The 22,750-nt window shown below is 33.7% G+C and carries 29 protein-coding genes; 22 read left to right on the forward strand and 7 right to left on the reverse strand.

Features of this window, described 5'->3' with window-relative positions:
* The first annotated feature begins 317 nt into the window (after positions 1-317).
* From AABL52_RS13350 to AABL52_RS13390, 9 genes are all read left to right on the forward strand, one after another.
* A complete protein-coding gene (locus AABL52_RS13350) occupies positions 318-2,393 on the forward strand; it encodes a HelD family protein (protein ID WP_341519633.1) in 2,076 nt (691 codons plus the stop codon).
* A gap of 82 nt (positions 2,394-2,475) precedes the next feature.
* Positions 2,476-2,808, forward strand: coding sequence for a DUF952 domain-containing protein (locus AABL52_RS13355; protein ID WP_341519634.1), 333 nt, complete (start codon positions 2,476-2,478; stop codon positions 2,806-2,808).
* Positions 2,809-2,975: 167 nt separating this feature from the next.
* Positions 2,976-3,323: a PadR family transcriptional regulator gene (locus AABL52_RS13360; protein ID WP_061679735.1), complete on the forward strand. Its 348-nt coding sequence runs from the start codon at positions 2,976-2,978 to the stop codon at positions 3,321-3,323.
* On the forward strand, positions 3,310-4,311 hold the full coding sequence (locus tag AABL52_RS13365; protein ID WP_341519635.1) for an HAAS signaling domain-containing protein: 1,002 nt from the start codon (positions 3,310-3,312) through the stop codon (positions 4,309-4,311). Before AABL52_RS13360 ends, AABL52_RS13365 begins: the two co-directional genes overlap by 14 nt.
* Positions 4,312-4,340: 29 nt before the next feature.
* Positions 4,341-4,853 (forward strand): GNAT family N-acetyltransferase, encoded by a 513-nt coding sequence (locus tag AABL52_RS13370; RefSeq protein ID WP_341519636.1) that lies wholly within the window; start codon positions 4,341-4,343, stop codon positions 4,851-4,853.
* 162 nt (positions 4,854-5,015) lie between these two features.
* A complete protein-coding gene (locus tag AABL52_RS13375) occupies positions 5,016-5,792 on the forward strand; it encodes a serine hydrolase (RefSeq protein WP_341519637.1) in 777 nt (258 codons plus the stop codon).
* On the forward strand, positions 5,789-6,160 hold the full coding sequence (locus AABL52_RS13380; RefSeq protein WP_341519638.1) for a hypothetical protein: 372 nt from the start codon (positions 5,789-5,791) through the stop codon (positions 6,158-6,160). The genes AABL52_RS13375 and AABL52_RS13380 overlap by 4 nt, the downstream gene beginning before the upstream one ends.
* A 32-nt stretch (positions 6,161-6,192) precedes the next feature.
* The gene (locus AABL52_RS13385; RefSeq protein ID WP_097844779.1) at positions 6,193-6,609 is read left to right on the forward strand and encodes a GNAT family N-acetyltransferase; all 417 of its coding nucleotides are present in this window, start codon (positions 6,193-6,195) and stop codon (positions 6,607-6,609) included.
* A gap of 285 nt (positions 6,610-6,894) precedes the next feature.
* Positions 6,895-7,701: a GH25 family lysozyme gene (locus AABL52_RS13390; RefSeq protein WP_000540639.1), complete on the forward strand. Its 807-nt coding sequence runs from the start codon at positions 6,895-6,897 to the stop codon at positions 7,699-7,701.
* Positions 7,702-7,764: 63 nt separating this feature from the next.
* On the opposite strand, the gene AABL52_RS13395 is transcribed toward AABL52_RS13390, so the two are convergent.
* Both AABL52_RS13395 and AABL52_RS13400 read right to left on the reverse strand, forming a co-directional pair.
* The gene (locus tag AABL52_RS13395; protein WP_000820163.1) at positions 7,765-7,977 is read right to left on the reverse strand and encodes a DUF3006 domain-containing protein; all 213 of its coding nucleotides are present in this window, start codon (positions 7,975-7,977) and stop codon (positions 7,765-7,767) included.
* 2 nt (positions 7,978-7,979) lie between these two features.
* The gene (locus AABL52_RS13400; protein ID WP_341519639.1) at positions 7,980-9,365 is read right to left on the reverse strand and encodes an S-layer homology domain-containing protein; all 1,386 of its coding nucleotides are present in this window, start codon (positions 9,363-9,365) and stop codon (positions 7,980-7,982) included.
* Between the two features lie 301 nt (positions 9,366-9,666).
* On the opposite strand from AABL52_RS13400, the gene AABL52_RS13405 reads away from it, so the two are divergent.
* The 8 genes from AABL52_RS13405 to AABL52_RS13440 all read left to right on the forward strand — a co-directional run bounded on the left by AABL52_RS13405 (position 9,667) and on the right by AABL52_RS13440 (position 15,874).
* Positions 9,667-10,071, forward strand: a complete 405-nt coding sequence (locus AABL52_RS13405) for a GNAT family N-acetyltransferase (protein WP_341519640.1) — start codon at positions 9,667-9,669, stop codon at positions 10,069-10,071.
* Positions 10,072-10,086: 15 nt separating this feature from the next.
* Entirely contained in the window at positions 10,087-10,440 is a 354-nt protein-coding gene (locus AABL52_RS13410; RefSeq protein WP_341519641.1) for an MmcQ/YjbR family DNA-binding protein, read from the forward strand.
* 21 nt (positions 10,441-10,461) lie between these two features.
* Positions 10,462-11,169, forward strand: a complete 708-nt coding sequence (locus AABL52_RS13415; RefSeq protein ID WP_341519642.1) for a class I SAM-dependent methyltransferase — start codon at positions 10,462-10,464, stop codon at positions 11,167-11,169.
* 65 nt (positions 11,170-11,234) lie between these two features.
* Positions 11,235-11,621 (forward strand): DUF2809 domain-containing protein, encoded by a 387-nt coding sequence (locus tag AABL52_RS13420; protein WP_000851055.1) that lies wholly within the window; start codon positions 11,235-11,237, stop codon positions 11,619-11,621.
* 21 nt (positions 11,622-11,642) lie between these two features.
* The gene (locus AABL52_RS13425) at positions 11,643-12,161 is read left to right on the forward strand and encodes a DNA topology modulation protein (protein WP_341519643.1); all 519 of its coding nucleotides are present in this window, start codon (positions 11,643-11,645) and stop codon (positions 12,159-12,161) included.
* A 32-nt stretch (positions 12,162-12,193) separates the two neighbouring features.
* Entirely contained in the window at positions 12,194-12,871 is a 678-nt protein-coding gene (locus AABL52_RS13430) for a formylglycine-generating enzyme family protein (RefSeq protein WP_341519644.1), read from the forward strand.
* A 69-nt stretch (positions 12,872-12,940) separates the two neighbouring features.
* Positions 12,941-14,134 carry a macrolide family glycosyltransferase gene (locus tag AABL52_RS13435; RefSeq protein WP_341519645.1) on the forward strand — a complete coding sequence of 398 codons (1,194 nt, stop codon included), beginning with the start codon at positions 12,941-12,943 and terminating at the stop codon, positions 14,132-14,134.
* A gap of 372 nt (positions 14,135-14,506) precedes the next feature.
* Complete coding sequence (locus tag AABL52_RS13440) at positions 14,507-15,874, forward strand: lytic polysaccharide monooxygenase (protein ID WP_341519646.1); 1,368 nt, start codon at positions 14,507-14,509, stop codon at positions 15,872-15,874.
* Positions 15,875-15,991: 117 nt separating this feature from the next.
* Here AABL52_RS13440 and AABL52_RS13445 read toward each other — a convergent pair whose 3' ends face one another.
* The 3 genes from AABL52_RS13445 to AABL52_RS13455 form a co-directional block, all read right to left on the reverse strand.
* Positions 15,992-16,426, reverse strand: coding sequence for a GNAT family N-acetyltransferase (locus AABL52_RS13445; RefSeq protein WP_341519647.1), 435 nt, complete (start codon positions 16,424-16,426; stop codon positions 15,992-15,994).
* A gap of 103 nt (positions 16,427-16,529) precedes the next feature.
* Entirely contained in the window at positions 16,530-17,198 is a 669-nt protein-coding gene (rpiA, locus tag AABL52_RS13450; RefSeq protein ID WP_341519648.1) for a ribose 5-phosphate isomerase A, read from the reverse strand.
* 1 nt (position 17,199) lies between these two features.
* A complete protein-coding gene (locus AABL52_RS13455) occupies positions 17,200-17,520 on the reverse strand; it encodes a 2Fe-2S iron-sulfur cluster-binding protein (protein WP_340420174.1) in 321 nt (106 codons plus the stop codon).
* Between the two features lie 143 nt (positions 17,521-17,663).
* On the opposite strand from AABL52_RS13455, the gene AABL52_RS13460 reads away from it, so the two are divergent.
* Positions 17,664-18,350 carry an RNA polymerase subunit sigma-70 gene (locus AABL52_RS13460; RefSeq protein ID WP_097844792.1) on the forward strand — a complete coding sequence of 229 codons (687 nt, stop codon included), beginning with the start codon at positions 17,664-17,666 and terminating at the stop codon, positions 18,348-18,350.
* 21 nt (positions 18,351-18,371) lie between these two features.
* Positions 18,372-18,953, forward strand: coding sequence for an ATP-dependent Clp endopeptidase proteolytic subunit ClpP (clpP, locus tag AABL52_RS13465; RefSeq protein WP_341519649.1), 582 nt, complete (start codon positions 18,372-18,374; stop codon positions 18,951-18,953).
* Between the two features lie 45 nt (positions 18,954-18,998).
* Here the strand turns inward: clpP and AABL52_RS13470 are convergent, their stop codons facing one another.
* Positions 18,999-19,856 carry a glycine betaine ABC transporter substrate-binding protein gene (locus AABL52_RS13470; RefSeq protein WP_341519650.1) on the reverse strand — a complete coding sequence of 286 codons (858 nt, stop codon included), beginning with the start codon at positions 19,854-19,856 and terminating at the stop codon, positions 18,999-19,001.
* A 171-nt stretch (positions 19,857-20,027) separates the two neighbouring features.
* On the opposite strand from AABL52_RS13470, the gene AABL52_RS13475 reads away from it, so the two are divergent.
* Together AABL52_RS13475 and AABL52_RS13480 are read left to right on the forward strand one after the other, a co-directional pair.
* The gene (locus AABL52_RS13475) at positions 20,028-21,233 is read left to right on the forward strand and encodes a quaternary amine ABC transporter ATP-binding protein (protein ID WP_097844795.1); all 1,206 of its coding nucleotides are present in this window, start codon (positions 20,028-20,030) and stop codon (positions 21,231-21,233) included.
* Positions 21,226-22,062 (forward strand): ABC transporter permease, encoded by an 837-nt coding sequence (locus AABL52_RS13480; protein WP_000095064.1) that lies wholly within the window; start codon positions 21,226-21,228, stop codon positions 22,060-22,062. Before AABL52_RS13475 ends, AABL52_RS13480 begins: the two co-directional genes overlap by 8 nt.
* A 49-nt stretch (positions 22,063-22,111) precedes the next feature.
* Here AABL52_RS13480 and AABL52_RS13485 read toward each other — a convergent pair whose 3' ends face one another.
* Complete coding sequence (locus tag AABL52_RS13485) at positions 22,112-22,348, reverse strand: hypothetical protein (RefSeq protein ID WP_141524357.1); 237 nt, start codon at positions 22,346-22,348, stop codon at positions 22,112-22,114.
* 216 nt (positions 22,349-22,564) lie between these two features.
* On the opposite strand from AABL52_RS13485, the gene AABL52_RS13490 reads away from it, so the two are divergent.
* Positions 22,565-22,732, forward strand: a complete 168-nt coding sequence (locus AABL52_RS13490; protein ID WP_144563761.1) for a septum formation initiator — start codon at positions 22,565-22,567, stop codon at positions 22,730-22,732.
* Positions 22,733-22,750: the final 18 nt, after the last annotated feature.

A 22,750-nucleotide genomic window follows, 5' to 3' on the forward strand; every position in this document is an offset into this window, starting at 1 on the left:
CTTCTCATTATTTTACAAGTGAAAGGAGGAAATCGATAGAAAGGGAGATGAGAGTTTTAGTAAGTTAGTGTATAAATCGTTATTAATAATAGAAAGTAATAGCATTTATATGCATTATTTTATTATATGTAAAGTGTTGTAATTTAGATATTTTATATTCTTATAATGTAAAAATAACGATAAGATTTCAAAATTAGAAAGATGAAAAGTGAGTTTTTTCGGAAAATTTAAATTGAAACTATTGACTTTATAAATGGATTTTTAATACAATTGTATTTCGACTGAAAAAATTAGAACGGACAGGAGGGAATCATCAAATGAACAACATTTTTGAAGAAGAGTTACAAAAAATGAAAGATACGTTAAGTACGATGGATGATCAATTAGAAAAACTTGAAAAAATTCCAGTTTATTATGGGGAAGATTTTAAAGAACAAATTCTAGAAAGTATGAGAGAATCTAATAGACAAAACTTACGTATTGGAGTGCAAGAGCCGTACTTTGGAAGATTAGATTTTCAGGAGGATGGCAAGGAAGATGTTATACCGATCTACATCGGTAAAGTAGGTGTTTCACATAAAGATACAATGAAACCAATTGTAATTGATTGGCGGGCACCTGTCGCAAGTATGTTTTATTCGTTTACCGGTGGTGACGAATTAGCGTTTTATCAGTCACCAGACGGATTAGTAGAAGGTGATGTGTATTTAAAGCGAAACATCTCTATTCGAAAAAGAGAACTAGAACGTGTTGTTGATACATATGTAAAAGGAAATGAAGATGTATCGCATGCCGATGATTTTCTTCTATATCGATTAGGTGAGAATAAAGATAATAAACTAAAGGATATTGTTTCGACAATACAATCGGAGCAAAATGATATTATTCGTGCGGAAAGAAACTTACCACTACTTATTCAAGGGGTTGCAGGGAGCGGAAAAACAACAATCGCTTTACATCGCCTTGCTTTTTTAATTTATGAATATCGTGAACAATTAGAAGCAGAGAGAATGATTGTATTCGCACCGAATAGTCTGTTTTTAGACTATATCTCGAGTGTGCTTCCGGAATTAGGTGTAGGGAATATTAGTCAAACAACATTCGCAGATTGGGCATTACGTACGTTAGATGATTCGGTGAAACTAAAGCAAACAGAAGAGAAGTTGAAAGAAGCATTTTCTATTAATCGTGATGAAGAAAAGGTTATGCTCGGTAAATTGAAAGGCACGCTGGAATTTAAGTCCTTTATTGAAGAGAGAATGGTTCAATTTGAAAAAGAATTAATACCAACAATTGATTTTGAGGCATGGGACAAAGCTATTATTCCAGTAGAAGACATAAAAAAATGGATGCAAGTGGAATATAAACACTATCCATTAAAGAAAAGAAGAGAAAGATTAGTCGGCAGAATGAAGCGCTGGATTGAAATTGAACTGAAAAAGTATGGAGAAACAAACGAGAAGAAATTACTAAAAAAAGAAGCGACAAAGAGATTGAACACATATATGAAGTTTTGGCCGAAAATGAGTGCACTTTCACTATATAGTTCAATATTGAAAAGTAAAGAAATACTCGAAGTATTACCTGAAGAACTTGTGAAAGAAACTGAAAAGAGTTTTCGTAAAAAAGAAATGTATGTAGAAGATTTACCAGCTTTAATTTACATACATCACCGAATAACAGGTATTGAAATCGGACAGAAATTCCATCACGTCGTTATTGATGAAGCGCAAGATTTCTCGCCATTCCAAGTGTATGTATTAAAAGAAATTACACTAGGTAATTCTTTCACTATATTAGGCGATTTATCTCAAGCAATTTATGATTATCAAGGGATTGAAGATTGGAGTGCTTTTAAGGAAGTATTTCAAGAAACAGGTTATTATGAACTAACGAGAAGTTATCGTTCTACAAAAGAAATTATAGAATTTGCGAACGAAATAATTAAAAATGCACAGATTCCAGTTGGGCTCGCAACACCAGTTTTTCGTAGTGGTGAAGAGGTTAAAGTAATCCATGTAGAGGATCAATTTAATGAGATTATGAAGACGTTAAAACATCTACAAAATGAAGATGTGAAAACAATTGCGGTAATAGGAAGAACAGACGATGAATGCCGCGATATATATGAGAAATTAACAAATGCAGGATTAGCTGTAAACGTCATTGAAGCAGATCAAAGTAAATATGAAGGCGGTATTTCAGTAGTACCTGTATACTTGGCGAAAGGGCTAGAATTTGATGCCGTACTATTAATGGACGTTGATGAAGAACATTATAAAAATACAAAACACGATGCGAAGTTATTGTATGTCGGATGTACAAGATCGCTTCATGATTTATGGATTTTCCATAGCGGAGAAGCATCGCCTTTAATTAAAGGATTAAAATAAATATGAAAAACAAGAGGATTTTCTAGTAACAAAAAGAAGAACCTCTTGTTTTTCTATATAAAGACATGGAGAGAAACTAACTATGATTACAAAGGTAATAACAAAAAGAAATTGGGAAATTGCAAAGATAAATAGAGAAATTAATGAAACTTCATTAAAAGAAGAGGGATTTATTCATTGTTCATTTTTAAAACAAGCTTTAGAAGTTGCTGAAAAACATTTTAATCATGAAGAAGATGTTTTATTACTAACAATTGATCCATCCTTAATAAAAGCAGAAACAAAATATGAACTTGCTTCTAACGGTCAAGAATATCCGCATGTATATGGAGTAATTCATATTGAATCAGTTGTAAATGTTATCCCATTTATTAAAGAAAAAGGAGAGTTTATATTACAAGAGGTACAAAATTAAAATTGTTATAAGCATTTAAATTAGCCAGAAAAGCACAAAATATATAGTTTGTGCTTTTTATTTTCTATTTTTGTAAATTCTTATTGTTTTTATCACATTAATACTGTACGATACATAGTATAAAACACATACTGTATGACATATAGTAATGAAAATGAGGTGAGTGAATGGATGCTTTATTAAATTCGTTAATTACTGAACTAAGAAGAGGTACATTAACATTAGCGGTTTTAAGCCAGTTAAGAACACCGCAGTATGGGTATTCACTTGTCCAATTATTGGAACAATCAGGGATTACAATCGATCAAAGTACTTTATATCCACTACTTCGCCGATTAGAAAAGCAGGAGCTAGTAACGAGTAGTTGGGATAAAACGGAGAGTAGACCTCGTAAGTATTACGTTTTAAGTGAATACGGATTAGAGATATTTTTGCAGCTGAAGAAAGAATGGATAAAGGATTCGAAAGAGCTTTATAACCTATTAAAGGAGGAGGACAAAAATGAATTTGATTGATATTTATGTAGAAGAAGTAGCGAAGAGATTACCTGAAAAAAATCGTGAAGATATTATTCTTGAATTACGGTCAACAATCGAGGATATGTTACCTGATGATTATAGTGAAAACGACGAAAAAAGAGTTCTTGAAAAATTGGGAAGTCCCGTTTCATTGGCTAATGGATATTTGGATAAACCGATGCATTTAATTGGACCACGTTATTTTGATGTATATACGACGTTATTAAAAATGATTATACCAATTGCAGCTGTTATCGCACTCATTGCAATGGTTGCAGAAAATTTTGTAGGATATAATGGTGAGCAAGCGGTATTAAACGTTATTTTAAATTTGATAGGTAAAGGAATTGGGGAAATTATCGAAGTAGGCCTCCATGTGTTTTTCTGGTTGACACTTGTATTTGCAATTTTAGAAAGAACAGATAAAGACAAAGGTACCCAACCGTTGACGACAAGTTTAAAAAAATGGACGCCTGATGATTTAAAAAATACTTCGTATGTTCCAAAGAAAAAGTCGATTTCAAAGTTCGAAGTATTTGGAGGGTTAATGTGGACGGCAATATGGGGAACACTTTATTTTTATGCGAATCATCTTGTAGGTGTATATCATGGTACAGAAAACGGACTGAAGTTTGTCACGCCTACTTTTAATCAGGATGTGTTACTTCAGTATTGGCCAATCGTTGTAATTATGATTGTTTTTGAAATAGCTATATCTCTTTATAAGTTTGTACAGGGACAATGGACGAAAAAGTTGGCAATTGGGAATGCTTTTCTTCAAATAGCTGGAACAATAGTATTCATTGTAATTGTAGTAAATCCGCATTTGTTTAACGAAGGATTTATTACGTTTGTGGCAAATGTGTTTACTATTTCTCTAGAGGAATTTAAAACGTGGTTAATAGGTGGAGGTATTATCATTTACATTTTGTCTGCTGCGTTAAATATATTTGATGGTTTCCGAAAAGCTCGTATTCGTATATAGGAGTGAAATTAGAGGAAAGGAAGAAAGTGATGATAAGGGAAGCAAGGAAACAAGATGTAACATACATTTTAGATATTTATAATGATGCTATATTGTATACAACGGCCATATATACGTATAAACCTGTAACACTTGAAAATAGAATAGACTGGTATGAACAAAAAAAGGCTGAAAGTTATCCGATTTTAGTATACGAATTAGATAATAAAGTAGTAGGGTTTGCGACATTCGGGCCGTTTAGAGCTTGGCCTGCCTATAAATATTCAATTGAGCATTCTGTTTATGTTCATAAGGAATATAGAAAAAATGGGATAGGAACTTCTTTAATGAAAGCATTGATCACAGTTGCAAAAGAAAGGGAATATATGACCTTAATTGCTGGAATTGATGCAGAAAATAAGAAAAGCATTGCCTTACATGAAAGCTATGGATTTGTTCATGCGGGGACAATTAAAAAGGCTGGTTATAAGTTTAATAGGTGGTTAGATTTAGCTTTTTATCAATTGGAGCTTAATGGTCCTAAAAAACCTACGGAAGAGTAAATGTTTGCGTTATGCGAACTATGTATTTTAGCAAGATAGCATGGGGAAATTTCATGCTATCTTTTTTATTGTATGCATAAATATCATGAAACAAAAAAGGTTTTTAATATTCTATATCGAATTTTGAGAAGATGATAAAACAATATAAAAAGAGGTATCAATATGCAAACGATTATAGAAAAAATGAAAGAAATGCAATCTGGTCAACTTGGAGTGATTGTGTACTCAACAAAATATGATAATATAATTGCCTCCTATAATAATGAGCTGTATGTTCCTTTAGCATCAGCAGCAAAAGTGGCAATTGGATTTGCAGTAGCAAACATGATAAAAGAGAAACAAATTAGTTGGAATGATACACTTCACCAAATTAAATTTAATTCGAAAGAAGATAGCGCACAATTATATCCACACTTGCAAGGGAGAGATACATTAACACTTAGTAAAGCTGTTGAAGTGATGATAGCGTGTCATGATATTTATATTGCAAAGTCAATTGTAATGCACTGCGGAGGATGGGGTTTTATTAGAAAGTATGTTTCAACGTATTTTTCCAAGATACACGTCCAAGAAAACCCTATAGATGAACAGAATGTTGGAGAGTTAAATCAAGTACATTCACTTTTAGTGCATATTTTTAAATGTTATAAAAGTAATCCAGAATTATGGGAACCAATAATAAACGGAATGGTAAGGCAGCAAGGAGAATATGAGGGGATACCGTATTATCATATAGCCCATATGACAGGTGGATTGCCTACAGCAATAATAAATATTGGTATCATGGGGAAGTTCCAGGAATTTCCGCTTCTTTATGTTATTGGAGGGAAAGATTTGCCTAATCGATTTGATAATAACGAAGTCGATGAAACCGTTATATCGGCTTTGAAATGCATATACAAAAAATATAATGATGGCATGTTAGGAGTGAGAGATTGAATAGAAACTTGAAGACTTCAACAATCATCATATTAATTTTAACAATTATTGCTTTGGAAGTTGGAATCGCGATTTACGATCATACTCTGTCATTAGATACGATTTACTTTGCAGCAATCCTTATTTGTATTGTATTGCTTTTTGGCACACGTGTTTCTGAAGAGAAAGAAAGTACATCGAAAGAGAGTCGAAGAAAAACAGCTCTTATATTTTGGCCATCTATTTTATTGTCTATCGCTTGCTTTGCCGTTATTAGTTATATAAGAATAGGTTATGTCTCTGTACCAGGGATAATTGGTTTCTCATGCTTTGTTACTTATGGTGGATTCGTGTTTATTAGTATTTTAAAAAGGAAAAGTAAAAATTAAAGGTAGCTTATTAAGTTGAAAGGAAGAAATATATGAAACATATAGAAAGTGGTACTCGAACTGAAGGAGAATACATAAAAAATAAAGTAATTCAATATAACATGTCGATTTTAAAAGATGAAGCAAAACAGCCGATGGAGCAAGTAAGTTTCGTAGTAAAAGATGAGGATGGAAAAATATTTGGTGGGGTAACAGGAACGATGTATTTTTACCATCTTCATATAGATTTTTTATGGGTTGATGAAACAGTTCGTCATGATGGTTATGGCAGTCAACTGTTACATAAAATCGAAGACATCGCGAAGGAAAAAGGGTGTAGATTAATATTATTAGATTCATTTAGTTTTCAAGCGCCAGATTTTTATAAAAAGCACGGCTACCAAGAATATGGTGTTGTTGAAGATCATCCTAAAGGACATAGTCAACACTTTTTAGAGAAGCGGTTATAGTGATTGGATTCGTGCTCTAGAAGAAAAGTTTATTTTAAAAGCATCACCAAACAAGGTGATGCTATTTTAATTTTAAAGCAACTACTCAAGTTGATGTAATTATGGGGACAAATAGTACGATTCGTATAGCTATGATTTTCTTTTTTAATGGAAATGAGTTACTGTCTTTGTAGAAGACACTTGTCGTATTTACTATATGTACTAGCAAATACTATTGAATTTTTAGGAGAGGAAGAGCAATAAGACTAGCTCTGAATATAATACTAATAAAGGAGGTGTAAAGCAATGGGTTACATTGTAGATATTTCAAAATGGAACGGTAACATTAACTGGGATGTAGCCGCTCCACAACTAGATTTCGTAATCGCTAGGGTACAAGATGGATCAAATTATGTAGATCCTTTATATAAAAATTATGTCCAAGCAATGAAAACTAGAAATATTCCATTTGGTAACTATGGATTTTGTCGCTTTATTTCAATTGCTGATGCGAAGAAGGAAGCGCAAGATTTTTGGAATCGCGGTGATAAGAGTGCTACAGTTTGGGCTGCTGACGTAGAAGTGAAAACAATGGATGATATGAGAGCTGGTACACAAGCTTTTATCGATGAGTTACGCCGACTAGGTGCTAAGAAAATTGGCTTATATGTTGGGCATCATGTATATGAGCCTTTCGGTATGGCGAACGTAAAAAGTGATTTTTTATGGATTCCTAGGTATGGCGGTAACAAGCCGGCATATCCTTGTGACATTTGGCAATACACTGAGACAGGTAATGTACCAGGTATCGGTAAATGTGATTTAAACCAATTGATAGGAAATAAGCCCCTTTCTTGGTTTACTGAATCGGTACCAAAACAAGAAAACATACAAGCACAAGTTTCTAAACAAAATATTATCCAATCGGGTGCTTTTTCACCATATGAGGCTCCTGAAGCTATGAAGGCTTTAACATCGGTAAAAATGACTGCGACCTTCATTTTACAATCAGATGGCTTAACGTATTTTATTTCGGATCCAACTAGCGATGCGCAATTAAACGGTATGAAAGGTTGGCTTGATAGGAAGGGTTGGTGGTACGAAGTTAAATAATAAAAAATAACTAGCTACTAATTGTGCAAAAAAAGAGCCATCCTTTTGGAGGGCTCTTTTTTTCTATTCAAATAGCCTATTCATTAAATCTTGGATTTCACGTCTTCTTTTATCTGTTTCGTTCTTATCAATTGTATACTTATCATTCTCGATTATAAGTACATCACCTTCTTTTGCAGTGGAAGGGATTTTGGATTTAGGTACATCAATTGTTACGTTATTCACTTCAATAACTGCTAGTTCGCCTTCAAAACGGTCAATAATACCTCTTTTCATAATTACCTCTCCGTTCTTACAGAAATATTTGAACCATCACTATTAATAACTACAGTGCCATTTATATCTGTTCTATATACTTTAACAGACATTGAATTTAACTTTGTTAAAGTTTCCTGCGTAGGATGGCCATAGCGGTTACCTGCACCTGCACTAATTACAGCGATATTTGGTTTCACTGCATCTAAAAATGGCTGAGAAGAAGAAGTCTTACTTCCGTGATGACCTGGTTTTAATACATCTGATTTTAGGTTAGAACCATGTGTTGCAACCATATCTTTCTCACTTTTAGATTCAGCATCACCTGTGAATAAGAAGGATTTGCTGACGTGTGTTACTTTTAATACAGCACTCCACTCATTTAGATCGTTACCATATTCTTTAACGGGAGCTAAAAATTGTGAGTTTAAACCATTGATTGGTAAAGTTACACCGGATTTCGCTTCTTTAATTGTTAATCCTTTGTTAGCTACTGCAGTTAGGAAGTCTTTAAACGTTTGTGTCGTATGACTTACTTTAGGAGCGTAAACGTTTTTTACATTCATAGAATATAGGACTTCATCTAATCCACCTACATGATCAGCATCAGGATGCGTAGCAATCATATAATCAATAGTTTGGAATCCTAATCCTTTTAAATAATTTGCTACTACTTTACCTTTTCCATTGTTACCAGCGTCAATAAGGATAGTTTCTCCACTTGGGGATTTAATAAAAGTAGCATCACCTTGTCCGACATCAATATAATGAACCTCTAAGTTACCTTTAGGCTTAGGGAGAGCTGGACGGAAATTTGGTTCTAAAACACGAGCCAAGAATGCAGCGAATTGCTCACGAGTTACTTTTACATCTGGACCAAATGTACCATCAGGAAATCCAGCAGTGATATTATTTTGGGCTAAAATTTTGACATAATTGTAACCCCAATGTGTAGATGGAACATCAGGAAAATTGACGTCGGCACCTGTAGGTTTCAAATCAAAAGTTTTAACAAGAACTACTGCCATTTCCGCACGAGACAATGAGCGATCCGGGAAATAGTTTTTTTCACGTTGTACAATGTTGTTGTGTGCTAGCTTATGTACAGAATCGTAATAATAGATACCTTTAGTTACATCTGAAAAAATATGATTATAACTAGATGGCTTTTCTAATTTTAACGATAAATCTAGCATTAAGGCCATTTGTCCACGAGTTACATTATCGCCTGGCTTAAAATAACCTTCTGGGGTACCATTAATAATACCTTTATCCGATAAATAGTTAATTTCTTTAATTGCCCAATGATTAGATTGGACATCTGGAAAAGCTTTAGCACTTGTAAAATTAGGGATGAATAACGATAAGATTATGACAAATGCTGTTAGTAATAAACTAAACTTTTTCAAAAAATCGCCTCACTTTATGTATTTTTCACCTAATTAACTTTACCAGTTCTTGAAAGAAATTCAAGCTTTAATAGTTAAATAGTATATGAGAAATGCTTTTGGTATTATATTCATTAGTTTTCTCTTATTCAGTATATTTAATATAAGGAATATGAAAAGGAGAGAGTGACGATTGCAATTGTAAAATTGATATTATAAATTAATCTTATGTAGGTTTTCATAACAAGCTGGATTCTATAGTTTTATATTGAAGGAAGTAAGACAAAATAAATATAATGAGCAGTTTGATGGGAGAAGGAAAATGTACACGTATAAATTGCAACATGAACAACCAATCTGCGTAGGCAAAATAAAAAAACTTTATGACTCTGTAGGTTGGTGGCCAGAAAGAAAAGAAATCGATATTCAAAATATGTTAAAGAGTAGTATAGCGATTGGGGTATGGGACGAAAATGAATTAATTGGATTTGCTAGAGTTGTTTCTGATGGTGTTTTTCGAGCGTACATAGAAGATGTTGTCGTACATAAGAGTGTAAGAAATCAAGGTATTGGGGAGAAGATGCTTACAATATTACTTCAAGAGATATCTCATGTTCATATTGTTAGTCTATTTTGCGGAGAGAATTTAATAGAGTTTTACGGCGAACAGCAATTTCAAGCGACGAAACAAATTGTAATGCATCGTAATCAAATCGTGAAAGAATAAGAGGTGCCAATAAGAATGAATGCAACTAGAACATATTGTTTATCGAAAAGAAAAGCAACAGAAGATTCACCAGATGGTTGGAATGCAACATGTATGAGGCTTAATAATAAAATATTTGCGATTGTAAATCATGAAGAAGGAGAAAAAGCTGCGATTACATTAAAATGTGCCCCAGAACTTGCACTAAGGTTAAGAGAAGACTTCCCAGAAACCATAATTCCTGGTTATCATATGAATAAAAAACATTGGAATACAGTGTATATACATAAAGATGTAGAGCAGGAGCAAATTAATAATATGATTGATTGGTCATATGATTTAGTTTTACAATCATTTTCAAAGAAAAAGCAGCAAGAGTTATTAAATTAGTATGTATAAGGGGTGGATGTATTGAAAGACACGATCAAAGGTACATATGATAAATTAGCGAGTACATATAAAGAAAATTTAGATGTGGCAAATCCATATAACAGTTATTACGAAAGACCAGCGATGATGGAGATGATTCCAAAGAAGTTAGAAGGGAAGAGTATACTAGATGCTGGATGTGCAGCTGGATGGTATACTTCTCAATTTGTAGAAAGAGGAGCAAACGTTACTGCAATTGACGTAAGTTCTGAAATGGTAAAAGCTGCAAAGGAAAGTATGGGTGATAAAGCAACGTTTCTTTGTCATGACCTGCAAGAAGTATTACCATTTGAAGATAATACATTTGATATTATTGTAAGTTCGTTAACGCTTCATTACTTGAAAAATTGGAATATAGTATTTCAGGAGTTTCGCCGAGTATTGAAGCCTGGTGGAGAATTTATATACTCCATTCATCATCCTTTTATGGATTTCACAAAGTTTACTAGTGAAAATTATTTCGAAAAACAATTATTAGTCGATACTTGGGTTAAACCAAATATTACAATAGAAGTTAGCTTTTTTAGAAGGTCACTTCAAGACATAATTAATGAAACAACAAATTATTTCGTGTTAGAAAAAATGGTGGAACCGAGGCCAGTTGAAAAGATGAGAGAAGTAAACGAAAAATCATATCATTACCTAAATACAAATCCACATTTTCTTATTATGAAAGCCATTAATAAATAGGTAGTAAAATAATTATATTTTACTACCTATTTACAATTTTAAATTACATATTAGGAGATCTTGAGATGAAAACGAAACGAAATAGACTATTATATGCACTGTTTACTATCGTTGTAATTATTTTAGGTCTTAGCTCGAGAAAGTTAGCTTTTGCGTTACCTCAGCTATTAAATGACTACTTAGGCGATGCTTTATGGGCATTGATGATTTTTACTGGATTCGGATTTTTATTTCCTAAAATAAAAACGAAGAAATTGGCTTTTATTAGTTTGCTATTTTGCTACGTGATTGAAGTGAGCCAATTGTATCATGCTGAATGGATAGATAGTATTCGTGCAACGACTTTAGGTGGACTCGTATTAGGTTACGGATTTTTGTGGAGTGATATAGTTGCTTATACAATTGGTGTTGGGATTGGAATGTTTTGTGAGTTTATGTTAAGGAAGAAATAAAAGATGTAAAAAGGGGTATTTATGAAAAAAATAATATTAATAGGTTCTGGTGGTTCAGGAAAATCTACATTAGCAAGGCAATTAGGAAATAAATTAAATATTAAAGTACATCATCTTGATGCGTTATTTTGGAAACCAAATTGGGAGGGTGTACCGAAAGAGGAGCAAAGAAAGGTTCAAAATGAATTAGTTAAAGAAGATGAGTGGATTATTGATGGGAATTATGGCGGGACAATGAACATAAGAATTAACGCAGCTGATACAATTATTTTTCTTGATATTCATAGAACAATATGTGTTTATCGTGCTTTTAAAAGGGTTGTACAATATCGGAATAAAACAAGACCGGATATGGGTGCTGGATGTGAGGAAAGATTTGACTTGCAATTTTTTAAATGGATATGGCAATATCCTAAAACGAAACGGCCTTCAATTTTAAAGAAGCTAAATCAATTGAGTAAAGATAAAGAAGTTATTATTTTAAAATCCTCAAATGAAGTAAGACTATTTTTAGAGAAGTACGATACCATAAATAGTTAGATTATAAAAAGAAGTAAAATGGGGGGATAGGATTGAATAGATTCATTGGCTCCGTTGATTCTAATATGGTGAAAATTCCAGAAGGAAAAGTAGTATTAAGAGATGATCGAATTAAAAAAGAATGGCAAGTCCAAGTTAAACCATTTCTTCTAGCAAAGTACGTTGTAACGATGGAATTATATGATGCGATTGCGAATCATAAACCAAATTTATTCAAAGATAAAAATAAACCAGTTGTAAATATCTCATGGAATGATGCTATTATATTTTGTAATTTACTTTCAAAAAAAGCAGGATTAAAAGAATATTATTCTATTAGTGATGATGGTCTAATTGTTAGTTGTAATTTAGATTCAATTGGCTACCGATTACCTTTTGAAGCAGAGTGGCAATATGCATGTAAAGCAGGAACTACTGGATACATATATGGAGAACTGAAAGAGATTGCTTGGTATAATGAAAATTCAGATGGACGTATTCAAGAAATCGGTAAAAAAAAGCCGAATGCATGGGGTTTGTATGATATGTTAGGAAACGTTTGGGAATGGTGCTATGATTTGTATGATGAAAAGGTATATGGATCGTACCGAATTTTTCGAGGCGGTAGTTGGGCTGAAGAAGCTAGAGGTTGCGGTGCGACTTGTCGTCGGCGTAGTCATCCTACATTTCATATAGATGATCTTGGATTTAGGCTTGCAAGGTCAATTTAGAAGAATAAGACCAAATACCTGTAATCCTAATGAAAACGTAGAAAAGATTTAAATTAAGGAGTGTTTAAAGTGGCACGTGTTTTATTCATTAATACTGGATCAGAAGGACATATAAATCCAACATTGCAAGTTGTAGAAGAATTAGTTTCACGTGGGGAAGAGGTAATTTATTTTTCAATAGAATCTTTTAGAGAGCGTATTGAAAAGACAGGTGCTACTGTCCGAACAATTGACGAGCAAAAGTTTATAAAAGCTTTTCTTTCTGGTGGTCGAAATTATTTATTAGAAAGAATTAACGGCCTTTTGCATACAGTGGATGTTGTGATACCTAGTGTTCTAGAGCAAATTGAAGGGGAACATTTTGATTATATTATTCACGATTCGATGTTTGGCTGTGGCCATATAATTTCTCAAATTCTAAAGCTTCCAGCAATAAATTCATCTACATCTTTTGCACAGGATGAAAAAGCATTTGAACAAATGTTAGCCCACTTGTCTAAAAATATCCCAGTGGAAGATCAAGGTAGGATACATAATGATTTTGAAAGCTTAACTAAGGGAATTGCGAAAAAATACGGTGTTAAAATAAACTCGCCGTATGAAGTTTTCTGTAATCCAGCGCCACTTACTATTGTGTATACAATAAAGGAGTTCCAACCTTTTGGAGATATGTTTGATGAAACATTTACATTTGTAGGTCCATCTATCTCTACACAAGTGAAAAATGAAGAGTTTGATTTTACTGCAATTGAAGAAAAAAGCCTGATTTACATTTCATTAGGTACTGTTTTTAATGAATCGCTTGATTTTTATAAACTATGTATGAAGGCGTTTGAGAATAGTGATTATACTATTGTGATGTCTATTGGCAATAAAACGAAAATAAGTGATTTAGGTAAAATTCCTAAAAACTTCATTGTGAAAAATTATGTACCACAAACAAAACTACTTACATATACAAAGCTATTTATTACACATGGTGGGATGAACAGTACACATGAAGGATTATATAACGGGATTCCACTCATTGTAATTCCGCAAAGTGCAGATCAGCCAGTTATCGCAAAGCAAGTGGAGAATCTCGGAGCTGGGGTTAAGTTGTCGATGAAAGAATTAACTGAGGAACAACTACGTGAAAATGTAGAACTCGTATTAAATAATCCTTCATTTAAAGAAGCTGCTTTGAATTTGAAGGAGTCTTTCCAGAAGTCTGGTGGCTATAAGCAGGCTGTAGATATTATTTTTACATTTATAGATCGGTAATAAGTATAAAATTACACATGAAAAAAGTGCCTATATTAAATGATATAGGCACTTTTCTATTATTTGAAAAGAAAAAGGATGAATATCAATTTTGACAAAAGCACCTGAAATCCCCAGTATGTACGGTTACTTAGGGCGTAATTTTACATGTTAGTAATGATGTCACTGTTTCTGCGCAACTTCTGCACATACTTTGATGATTTCTATGTAATGATATATTCATTAAGTGAAATATTTCACAAAAGATGAAATGTATTTTCACTTTGGTGTATGCATAACTAACACATACATCGATACAAGATTGTCTCTTGTTATTCTTTTACATCAAAGCCCACATTACACTACGAAGTATAACAAAAAGGGGACAGGAACATGAATAATCGATTTTTAAAACAACTACAAAATATGAAAATGAACAAAAAAAGTCTAGGAGCTGTTGCATTAACAGCTGGAATTATTGGCACGACTCTTATTCCTCAAAATGCATACGCGCACGGTTTTGTTGAAAAGCCTGGCAGCCGATCTGCTTTATGTAGTCCAACTTATGGCGCACTAAATGTAAACTGCGGAAGTGTTATGTATGAACCGCAAAGCTTAGAAGCACCAAAAGGATTCCCACAAGGTGGCCCAGTTGATGGACAAATCGCTTCTGCAGGCGGAAAATTTGGCGGTATTTTAGATCAACAAACTGAAAATCGTTGGTTTAAAAATACAATCACAGGCGGAGAAAATAGTTTTACTTGGAAATATACAGCGCCTCACTTAACGAGTAAATGGCATTACTATATTACCAAAAAAGGATGGAACTCAAATAAATCGCTTACAAGAGCAGATTTTGAACCAATTGGAACTGTACAACATGATGGTTCTGCAGCCTCAAATCATTTAACTCACAAAGTTAATGTACCTACTGATAGAAGTGGATACCATGTGATTTTAGCAGTATGGGATGTAGCTGATACAGCAAATGCATTCTATAATGTTATTGATGTTAATCTTATCAATGATGTGAAACCAGATATAGAAGCTCCAAGTAGTCCAAATGGAATTCAGGCACAAAAAGTAACAGCGAATAGTATAGAACTAACATGGAACTCTTCTACGGATAATGTAGGGGTAAAAGGGTATCAAATCTTCCGTAACGGAGAGATGATTGACACAGTACCAGGCCCTCATTTTATTGATAAAAAATTACAAGCGAGTACAGAGTATTCTTATATTGTAAAAGCGATCGACGCAGCTGGGAATGTATCGAAAGAAAGCCAATCGCTTACAGTAAAAACAACTGTTGAGACTCCTGATACAGAAGCACCAACACAACCAAAAGGATTACATAGTATGGGAACGACAGCGTCAAGTGTGGATCTAATGTGGAGTCCTTCTGACGATAATATTGGTGTAGACCATTACGATATTTATAGAGAAACAGAAGGATCAATGAAAAAGATTGCAACATCCAATTCGACTTCTTATATGGATAAAAATTTATTTCCTAATACTACTTATAAATATGTAGTGAAAGCTGTTGATGTAGCTGGAAATGAATCCATACAGAGTGATATATTCGTAATTACCACAAAAACTGAAAGCGCTTCATATGAAGAGTGGGATGCAAAGAAAGCATATGAAAAGGGAGATAGAGTTCTACACGAAGGAAAAGTATATGAAGCAGTCCAGAGTTATCAAGGAAATGGGGATCCAAACTGGATTTATGCCTTATCATTATGGAAAACAGTGTAAGCTTTACCTAGATATGAACTAAGAGATGATGGGCTTTGATGCAAAAGGAAATATTGAGAATTTACTTTTCTATTAATAAAAAAGGGTAGTATATGAATTCATATATTACCCTTTTTATTATGATAATACTTTCGTCATAAGAACGTGTGGAATGCCATCTTCCATAAATACATCTGAAGAAGTTTGATAACCTAGTTTTGTATAAAATCCTTCAGCTTGTGTTTGACCGTGTAGTTTTACTTTTGTTGCTTCTTTGTCACGAGCAATTTCTTCCAACGCCTTGATTATTACTTTTCCTAATCCATATTTACGGTAGTCTTTTAAAATACAGATGCGTTCTAATTTTCCTGCGCCGTCAACAAATCGGATACGACCTGTACCTACAGGAAGCTTGTTATAATAAACTAAAATATGTTTACATTCCTCACCGATTTCATCGAATGTATCGAATTCATCTTCAAGAGGGACATTTTGTTCTTTTACAAATACTTCTTTTCGAATATGAAAGGCAGTTTCTAAATCTGTAAGTTCTGTTATGAGTTTGGAGTGCAAATTATTCAGCCCTTTCTAGTGTGATGTGCTTTTGTTTTCATAGTATATCATAATACCACGCTATAAAGAAAAAATATAAAAAGCTGACAGTAAGAGTCAGCCTTCATAATAATTCCTTTATCCCATTTTTTCTTCCAATAATCGCCTTACTAGTCATATTAACAAACAACCCTGTTTCAACTACGCCTATAATCATTTTTAATTGAGTATGTAAGTTGGCAGGATTAGATATGTCATGAGGGAATACACAATCAATAATCACATTATTGTTATCGGTAATAAACGTTTCATTATTTTTTAAACGTAACGTTGTTTGACAACCTAAAGATTGAATTTTCCTTTCCGTTTGTTTCCATGAAAAAGGTGTAATTTCAACAGGTAATGGGAAAGTACCTAAATGCGTTACGAGTTTTGATTCATCAGCAATGATAATTAGTTCTTTAGAAGATGAGGCAACGATCTTTTCACGAAGTAATGCGCCACCGCCGCCTTTTATTAATTGTAAATTTGAATCAATTTCATCTGCACCATCGATTGTAAGATCGAGTATATCCATTTCGTTTAAGGAGATTAATGGAATAGAAAGTTGTTTAGCTAGAGATTCCGTTTCTTTTGAAGTCGGTACAGCTTGAAATGATAAGCCTTCCTTTACACGCTCACCTAATTTTTGTATCGTCCAATATACAGTAGAACCTGTGCCTAGTCCAACTTTCATCCCTTCTTTTACAAAGTTAGCAGCATATTCACCTGCGAGCTGTTTTAAATTTAGCATATTATTCTGTTGGACGCGGGCCTGCATCAAGACCTGAATTTTCTACTGTAAGTATAGGGCGAACGACTATATCTTTATGTACGTGCATTTGGCATGATAAACGTAAGTGATCTTCAATTCCTTTTTCCGTAATCGCATTTTTTTCATTAGAACCAGCTTCACAAAACTCACCTGCTATAATTTCTACTCTACAAGTTGTGCAGCGTGCTTTCCCGCCGCAGCGATGGAGAATGTGTACACCGTTATCTTCAATCGCTAATACTAATTTGGTGCCTTCTTTTACATCAAAAGTTCCCGCACCTTCAATTGTTAATTTTGGCAAATTTGTTCCTCCTCAAGTAAAATTGTACATAACATATTTATGACCGCGAATTATTAAACATAAACATAATTTTTTTATATGCCCCGTAACTTTTTTATTTGTTGAATCGTTAATTAAGTAAGCGCTGAAAAGGAGTGGTTATTTTGTGCACAAAAGTAACTCATATGTTTAAAAATCATATCGATACGAATCATTCAAATATAAATTTTTTAATTGAGCAATACGGAGAATTGAAAAGGTACTGTACATTTTTAACGAAAAACAAATGGGACGGCGAAGACCTTGCCCAAGAAACTGTTTGTAAAGTTCTTCAAAAATATAGTAATAAAGATATTTGTATGACACTTGTATATAAAATAGCTCGCCATCGCTGGATAGATCAGATGAAATCAAAATCAGTTCATGAAAAAATAAAGGGACAAATTACTTTTGAAGAACCACAAGAGAACATTGCAGATTTGCATGAAATGGTAGGAAAAGTATTAGCGTCACTCAATGTACAACAATCCACAATTTTATTATTAAAGGATGTTTTTCAATATAGTATCGCTGATATTGCTAAAGTATGTTCCATATCGGAAGGTGCAGTAAAAGCTTCTTTATTTCGGAGTAGAAATAGGCTGAAAACTGTAAGTGAAGAAGGGATTGAGATAGTCGAATTCACAGATGATATTGAAGTTGTAGTAACGTCTATTCGTGAGGAAAAGCCGGAATTGCTAACAAAGCTTCTTCCGACAATAGATTTTACTAAGTTACCATCTAAACAGCCAGTCTTATTATTTAATGCAAAAACACCTTCTTCCTACAGTTGTATGCTTTGCGCGGCATAACAATTATTGGAGGGATTAAAAATGAATGCAATTCCATATGTAGTAGAACAAACGAAATTAGGAGAACGTTCCTATGATATATATTCAAGGTTATTAAAAGACCGCATTATTATTATCGGTTCAGAAATAAATGAACAAGTAGCAAGTAGTGTCGTAGCTCAATTATTATTTTTAGAAGCGGAAGATGCTGAGAAAGATATATTTTTATACATTAACAGCCCAGGCGGCTCGACGACAGCAGGTTTTGCCATATTAGATACGATGAATCTCATTAAACCAGATGTACAAACGCTATGCATGGGATTTGCAGCATCATTTGGTGCATTGTTATTATTATCAGGTGCAAAAGGGAAACGGTTTGCACTCCCTAATAGTGAAATTATGATTCACCAGCCACTAGGTGGTGCGCAAGGTCAGGCAACGGAAATTGAAATAACAGCAAAAAGAATACTAAAGTTAAAGCGTGATATTAATAAAATGATTGCAGAAAAAACAGGGCAATCAATTGAAAGAGTAGCACATGATACAGAAAGAGATTATTTTATGACTGCAGCAGAAGCGAAAGAATATGGGATAGTAGATGATGTTGTTACGAAAAAATAAGATACAAACAGGCTAGAGGATATGTTTATCCTCTAGCCTGTTTTATTAATCTTTTACCCATTCATTAACTAGCGCTTGATTCTTTTTAATCCATTTTCGCGCCGCTTCTTCGGGGTCTTTCGTTTTATTTAACTCGACCATTAATGTACCAAGCTGTTCATCGTTCATTTTCCATTTGTCAAAGTATTTTATGATATCCGGATGATCTTTTTCGAAACCTTTACGAACAGAGTAATAAATGTCATCTTTTTCACCATATACTTTCTTAGGGTCCTTTAAATATTTTAAGTCAAATTCTGAAAAGCCCCAATGCGGATTCCAAAGCGTAACAGCGATTGGTTTCTTTTTCGTATATGCTTTCTTTAGTTCACTCATCATCGCAGCTTCAGAAGATTGGACAAGTTTTAGTTTTATATTATATTCCTTCATTGCTTTATTTGTTAAATTCATAAGACTACTACCAGGTTCGATTCCGACAATTTTGTTATCTAGCTCATCTTTATGAGCATTTAAATCTTCGATACTGTTTATGTTTTTCACATAAGAAGGGACGACTAAGCCTAGCCCAGTACCTTCATACCATTTGGATTTTAAGACAATATCATCTTTATAACGAGCATTTAGCGGTTTATCCGTAACGGGTAGCCATACCTCTAAATTCGCATCCACATCACCACGAGCAACGCCAGTCCAAATCGCAGCTTTTTCTAAATACATGAGTTCAACTTTATAGCCTTTTTGTTCTAGTAATACTTTCCACATGTTTGCAGTTGCAATATTTTCTTTCCAACTTGTTACACCAAGTTTAATTTTTCCTTTCGAATTTGCATTTGTTGCATTACATGAAGAGAAAATCATAGTAATAAATAATGCAAGACATATAAGCCATATTTTCTTTCTCATTGAAACCCTCCTAAGAAACGTTTGCGTTTTTAAATAAATGTATAAGTAAGCATTCTTATTATGAACGGAAACGAGAATTTTAAAGAAATCTTATGAATGTCATTTTTATGTAATATTTCTCTGCAAAATCGCAACACTATGTGAATAGATGGGTAGAAAAGGAGTAGTGACATGGATAATACAAAGGTGCGTGTTGAAAACGTAACAAAAGTATTTGGGAAACACCCGCAAAAAGCGCTTACCTTATTAAAAGAAGGAAAAAGCAAATCGGAAATTTTGAAGGAGACAGGAATGAATGTTGGAGTGAAAAAGGCAACGTTCGAAGTATATACTGGAGAAATTTTCGTTATTATGGGGCTGTCTGGTAGCGGGAAATCTACGTTAGTTCGTATGTTAAACCAATTAATTAGACCAACAGCGGGGCATATATACATAGATGGTGAAGATATCGCAACGATGGGTAAAGAGGAGTTGCGAAGAGTGAGAAGAACGAAGATGAGCATGGTGTTTCAGAAATTCGCTCTATTCCCTCATCGTACCGTTTTGCAAAACGTTGCATATGGATTAGAAATACAAGGAGTTCCAGTAGAGGAACGAGAGAGAAAAGCGTTAGAGTCCTTGAAGTTAGTTGGATTAGACCATCATAAAGATAATTATCCAAGTCAACTTAGTGGTGGTATGCAGCAGCGTGTCGGCATTGCGAGAGCGCTTACGAATGATCCAGATGTTTTACTTATGGATGAGTCATTTAGTGCATTAGATCCACTGATTCGAAAAGAAATGCAAGATGAACTGTTAGAATTACAAGATAAAATGGAAAAAACAATTATTTTTATTACGCATGATTTAGATGAAGCCCTTCGAATTGGTGATCGAATTGCGTTAATGAAAGATGGAGAAGTTGTTCAAATTGGAACACCAGAAGAAATTATGATGAGTCCTGCCAATGAATTTGTAGAGAAATTCGTGGCGGATGTAAATTTAGGAAAAGTAATTACGGCGGAATCTATATTAAAACGACCAGAGACGTTATTGATTGATCGTGGACCTCGTGTAGCACTTCAGATTATGAGGAATGCAGGTGTTTCTACTGTATATGTTGTTAACAAAAAATATGAGTTTTTAGGGATATTAACTGCAGATGATGCGAGTAAAGCAGTACAAAAGCAATGGCCAATTGCTGATTTATTGCTTAACGATATCCCGCACGTGTATTTAGATACTTTACTGGAAGAAACGTATGCGAAAATGGCGGAGATGAAATATCCGTTACCAGTAATCGATGAGAAGAAAAGGCTAAGAGGAATTATTAAACGCGAAAGTGTCATTCAAGCTCTTGCAGGTAATATTGAGGAAGAGGTGAAAGACGATGAGTAGTATACCACGTATTCCATTAGGGGAATGGGTCGACTCATTTGTTGCAAGTTTATATGAGCACCTTGAAGGCTTATTCCGAGGATTCTCTTATATTATCGGCGGATTCGTTGATTTACTCACTAATTTTTTAACAATAATACCGGCCATATTGATGATTATTATCCTTTGTTTCCTCATTTGGTACACAACGAGAAAAGTGTCTTTAATTATTTTTACACTGATCGGTTTATTATTTATTTTAAATATTAACTACTGGGCACAGACGATGCAAACATTAGCACTTGTACTTACGTCTGTTATTATTTCAATTATTGTAGGAATCCCAATTGGAATTTTAGCTTCTCAAAATGAACGCTTTTCAAAATTTTTAAAACCGACATTAGATTTTATGCAAACAATGCCGGCTTTCGTATATCTTATTCCTGCGATTACATTTTTCGGAGTAGGTGTAGTACCTGGGATTATTGCATCAGTAATCTTTGCGATGCCACCGACAATTCGGTTTACTGACTTAGGAATTAGACAAGTTCCAGAAGATTTAATAGAAGCAGCAAATGCGTTTGGTTCTACTGCATCACAAAAATTATTTAAAGTACAATTACCACTCGCAACTGGAACGATCATGGCTGGTGTGAACCAAAGCATTATGCTTTCATTGTCTATGGTAGTAACAGCATCTCTTGTAGGAGCACCAGGTCTTGGGGTTGATGTATACCGCTCTGTAACACAAGTAAATATCGGAATGGGATTTGAAGCTGGACTAGCTATTGTTGTCATCGCTATTATATTAGACCGTATTACACAAGGTTTTCATCAAAAAAGAAGATAAAGAAAAAACACACTTTATTATACAAAGTGTGTTTTTTTGTTTGAATAGATTACATACGAACAATGACAGAACCGCCAGCTGGGGCACAAACTTGGTTTTGTTTCTGTTCCATTGATTTAATTAAATGATTATTTTCTTCGATTAATGAGATTAATTTCGCTAATTGGTTTTCAAGACTTGCGATACGCTGCATCATATATTGTGAATCATGATGCAATGTATTCCTTATGGGATGCGGGGAATAAGCATATTGTTGATTTAAATTCGGATTCCAATGAGGATACATTTGAATCGTTCCTCCTTCAATAAATTACGAAGCTTTCTTATAGTAAATGCCTATATATATTCAATGGTTACTTGAATTTATTCATTATAAAAGGAGTATGTACAGAAAATGCAAAATATTATATGTAAAGCTAAAGTACATTTTTTGGAAATATTCAAGTGAGATAGTAAATATATTAATACATTCAAGTAAGTGTATGTTGTTTAGGGAGAAACTTTGGGAGGTGATGCAATTTTGGCTAAAAATAATAAAAGAAATGATGCCTTGGCAATAGGTATCGGTATAGGGATTGTAATCGGAGTGTTTCAAGGGTTTTTTACTAATAATTTAGTAATCGGAATTGTGATAGGAATCGTAATTGGCGTTGCATTTTTGAAGAAATAGTGAGTATTAAACTTATTT

It is taken from the genome of Bacillus paramobilis (assembly GCF_038096195.1).
GTDB classification, from domain to species: Bacteria; Bacillota; Bacilli; order Bacillales; family Bacillaceae_G; genus Bacillus_A; species Bacillus_A mobilis.

Excerpts from the sequence above, each read along its gene's own strand:
- AABL52_RS13350 (WP_341519633.1), top strand. The coding sequence starts at position 318 with ATGAACAACATTTTTGAAGAAGAGTTACAAAAAATGAAAGATACGTTA.
- AABL52_RS13355 (WP_341519634.1), top strand. The coding sequence starts at position 2,476 with ATGATTACAAAGGTAATAACAAAAAGAAATTGGGAAATTGCAAAGATA.
- AABL52_RS13360 (WP_061679735.1), top strand. The coding sequence starts at position 2,976 with ATGGATGCTTTATTAAATTCGTTAATTACTGAACTAAGAAGAGGTACA.
- AABL52_RS13365 (WP_341519635.1), top strand. The coding sequence starts at position 3,310 with ATGAATTTGATTGATATTTATGTAGAAGAAGTAGCGAAGAGATTACCT.
- AABL52_RS13370 (WP_341519636.1), top strand. The coding sequence starts at position 4,341 with ATGATAAGGGAAGCAAGGAAACAAGATGTAACATACATTTTAGATATT.
- AABL52_RS13375 (WP_341519637.1), top strand. The coding sequence starts at position 5,016 with ATGCAAACGATTATAGAAAAAATGAAAGAAATGCAATCTGGTCAACTT.
- AABL52_RS13385 (WP_097844779.1), top strand. The coding sequence starts at position 6,193 with ATGAAACATATAGAAAGTGGTACTCGAACTGAAGGAGAATACATAAAA.
- AABL52_RS13390 (WP_000540639.1), top strand. The coding sequence starts at position 6,895 with ATGGGTTACATTGTAGATATTTCAAAATGGAACGGTAACATTAACTGG.
- AABL52_RS13395 (WP_000820163.1), bottom strand. The coding sequence starts at position 7,977 with ATGAAAAGAGGTATTATTGACCGTTTTGAAGGCGAACTAGCAGTTATT.
- AABL52_RS13405 (WP_341519640.1), top strand. The coding sequence starts at position 9,667 with ATGTACACGTATAAATTGCAACATGAACAACCAATCTGCGTAGGCAAA.
- AABL52_RS13410 (WP_341519641.1), top strand. The coding sequence starts at position 10,087 with ATGAATGCAACTAGAACATATTGTTTATCGAAAAGAAAAGCAACAGAA.
- AABL52_RS13420 (WP_000851055.1), top strand. The coding sequence starts at position 11,235 with ATGAAAACGAAACGAAATAGACTATTATATGCACTGTTTACTATCGTT.
- AABL52_RS13425 (WP_341519643.1), top strand. The coding sequence starts at position 11,643 with ATGAAAAAAATAATATTAATAGGTTCTGGTGGTTCAGGAAAATCTACA.
- AABL52_RS13440 (WP_341519646.1), top strand. The coding sequence starts at position 14,507 with ATGAATAATCGATTTTTAAAACAACTACAAAATATGAAAATGAACAAA.
- rpiA (WP_341519648.1), bottom strand. The coding sequence starts at position 17,198 with ATGCTAAATTTAAAACAGCTCGCAGGTGAATATGCTGCTAACTTTGTA.
- clpP (WP_341519649.1), top strand. The coding sequence starts at position 18,372 with ATGAATGCAATTCCATATGTAGTAGAACAAACGAAATTAGGAGAACGT.
- AABL52_RS13470 (WP_341519650.1), bottom strand. The coding sequence starts at position 19,856 with ATGAGAAAGAAAATATGGCTTATATGTCTTGCATTATTTATTACTATG.
- AABL52_RS13475 (WP_097844795.1), top strand. The coding sequence starts at position 20,028 with ATGGATAATACAAAGGTGCGTGTTGAAAACGTAACAAAAGTATTTGGG.
- AABL52_RS13480 (WP_000095064.1), top strand. The coding sequence starts at position 21,226 with ATGAGTAGTATACCACGTATTCCATTAGGGGAATGGGTCGACTCATTT.
- AABL52_RS13485 (WP_141524357.1), bottom strand. The coding sequence starts at position 22,348 with ATGTATCCTCATTGGAATCCGAATTTAAATCAACAATATGCTTATTCC.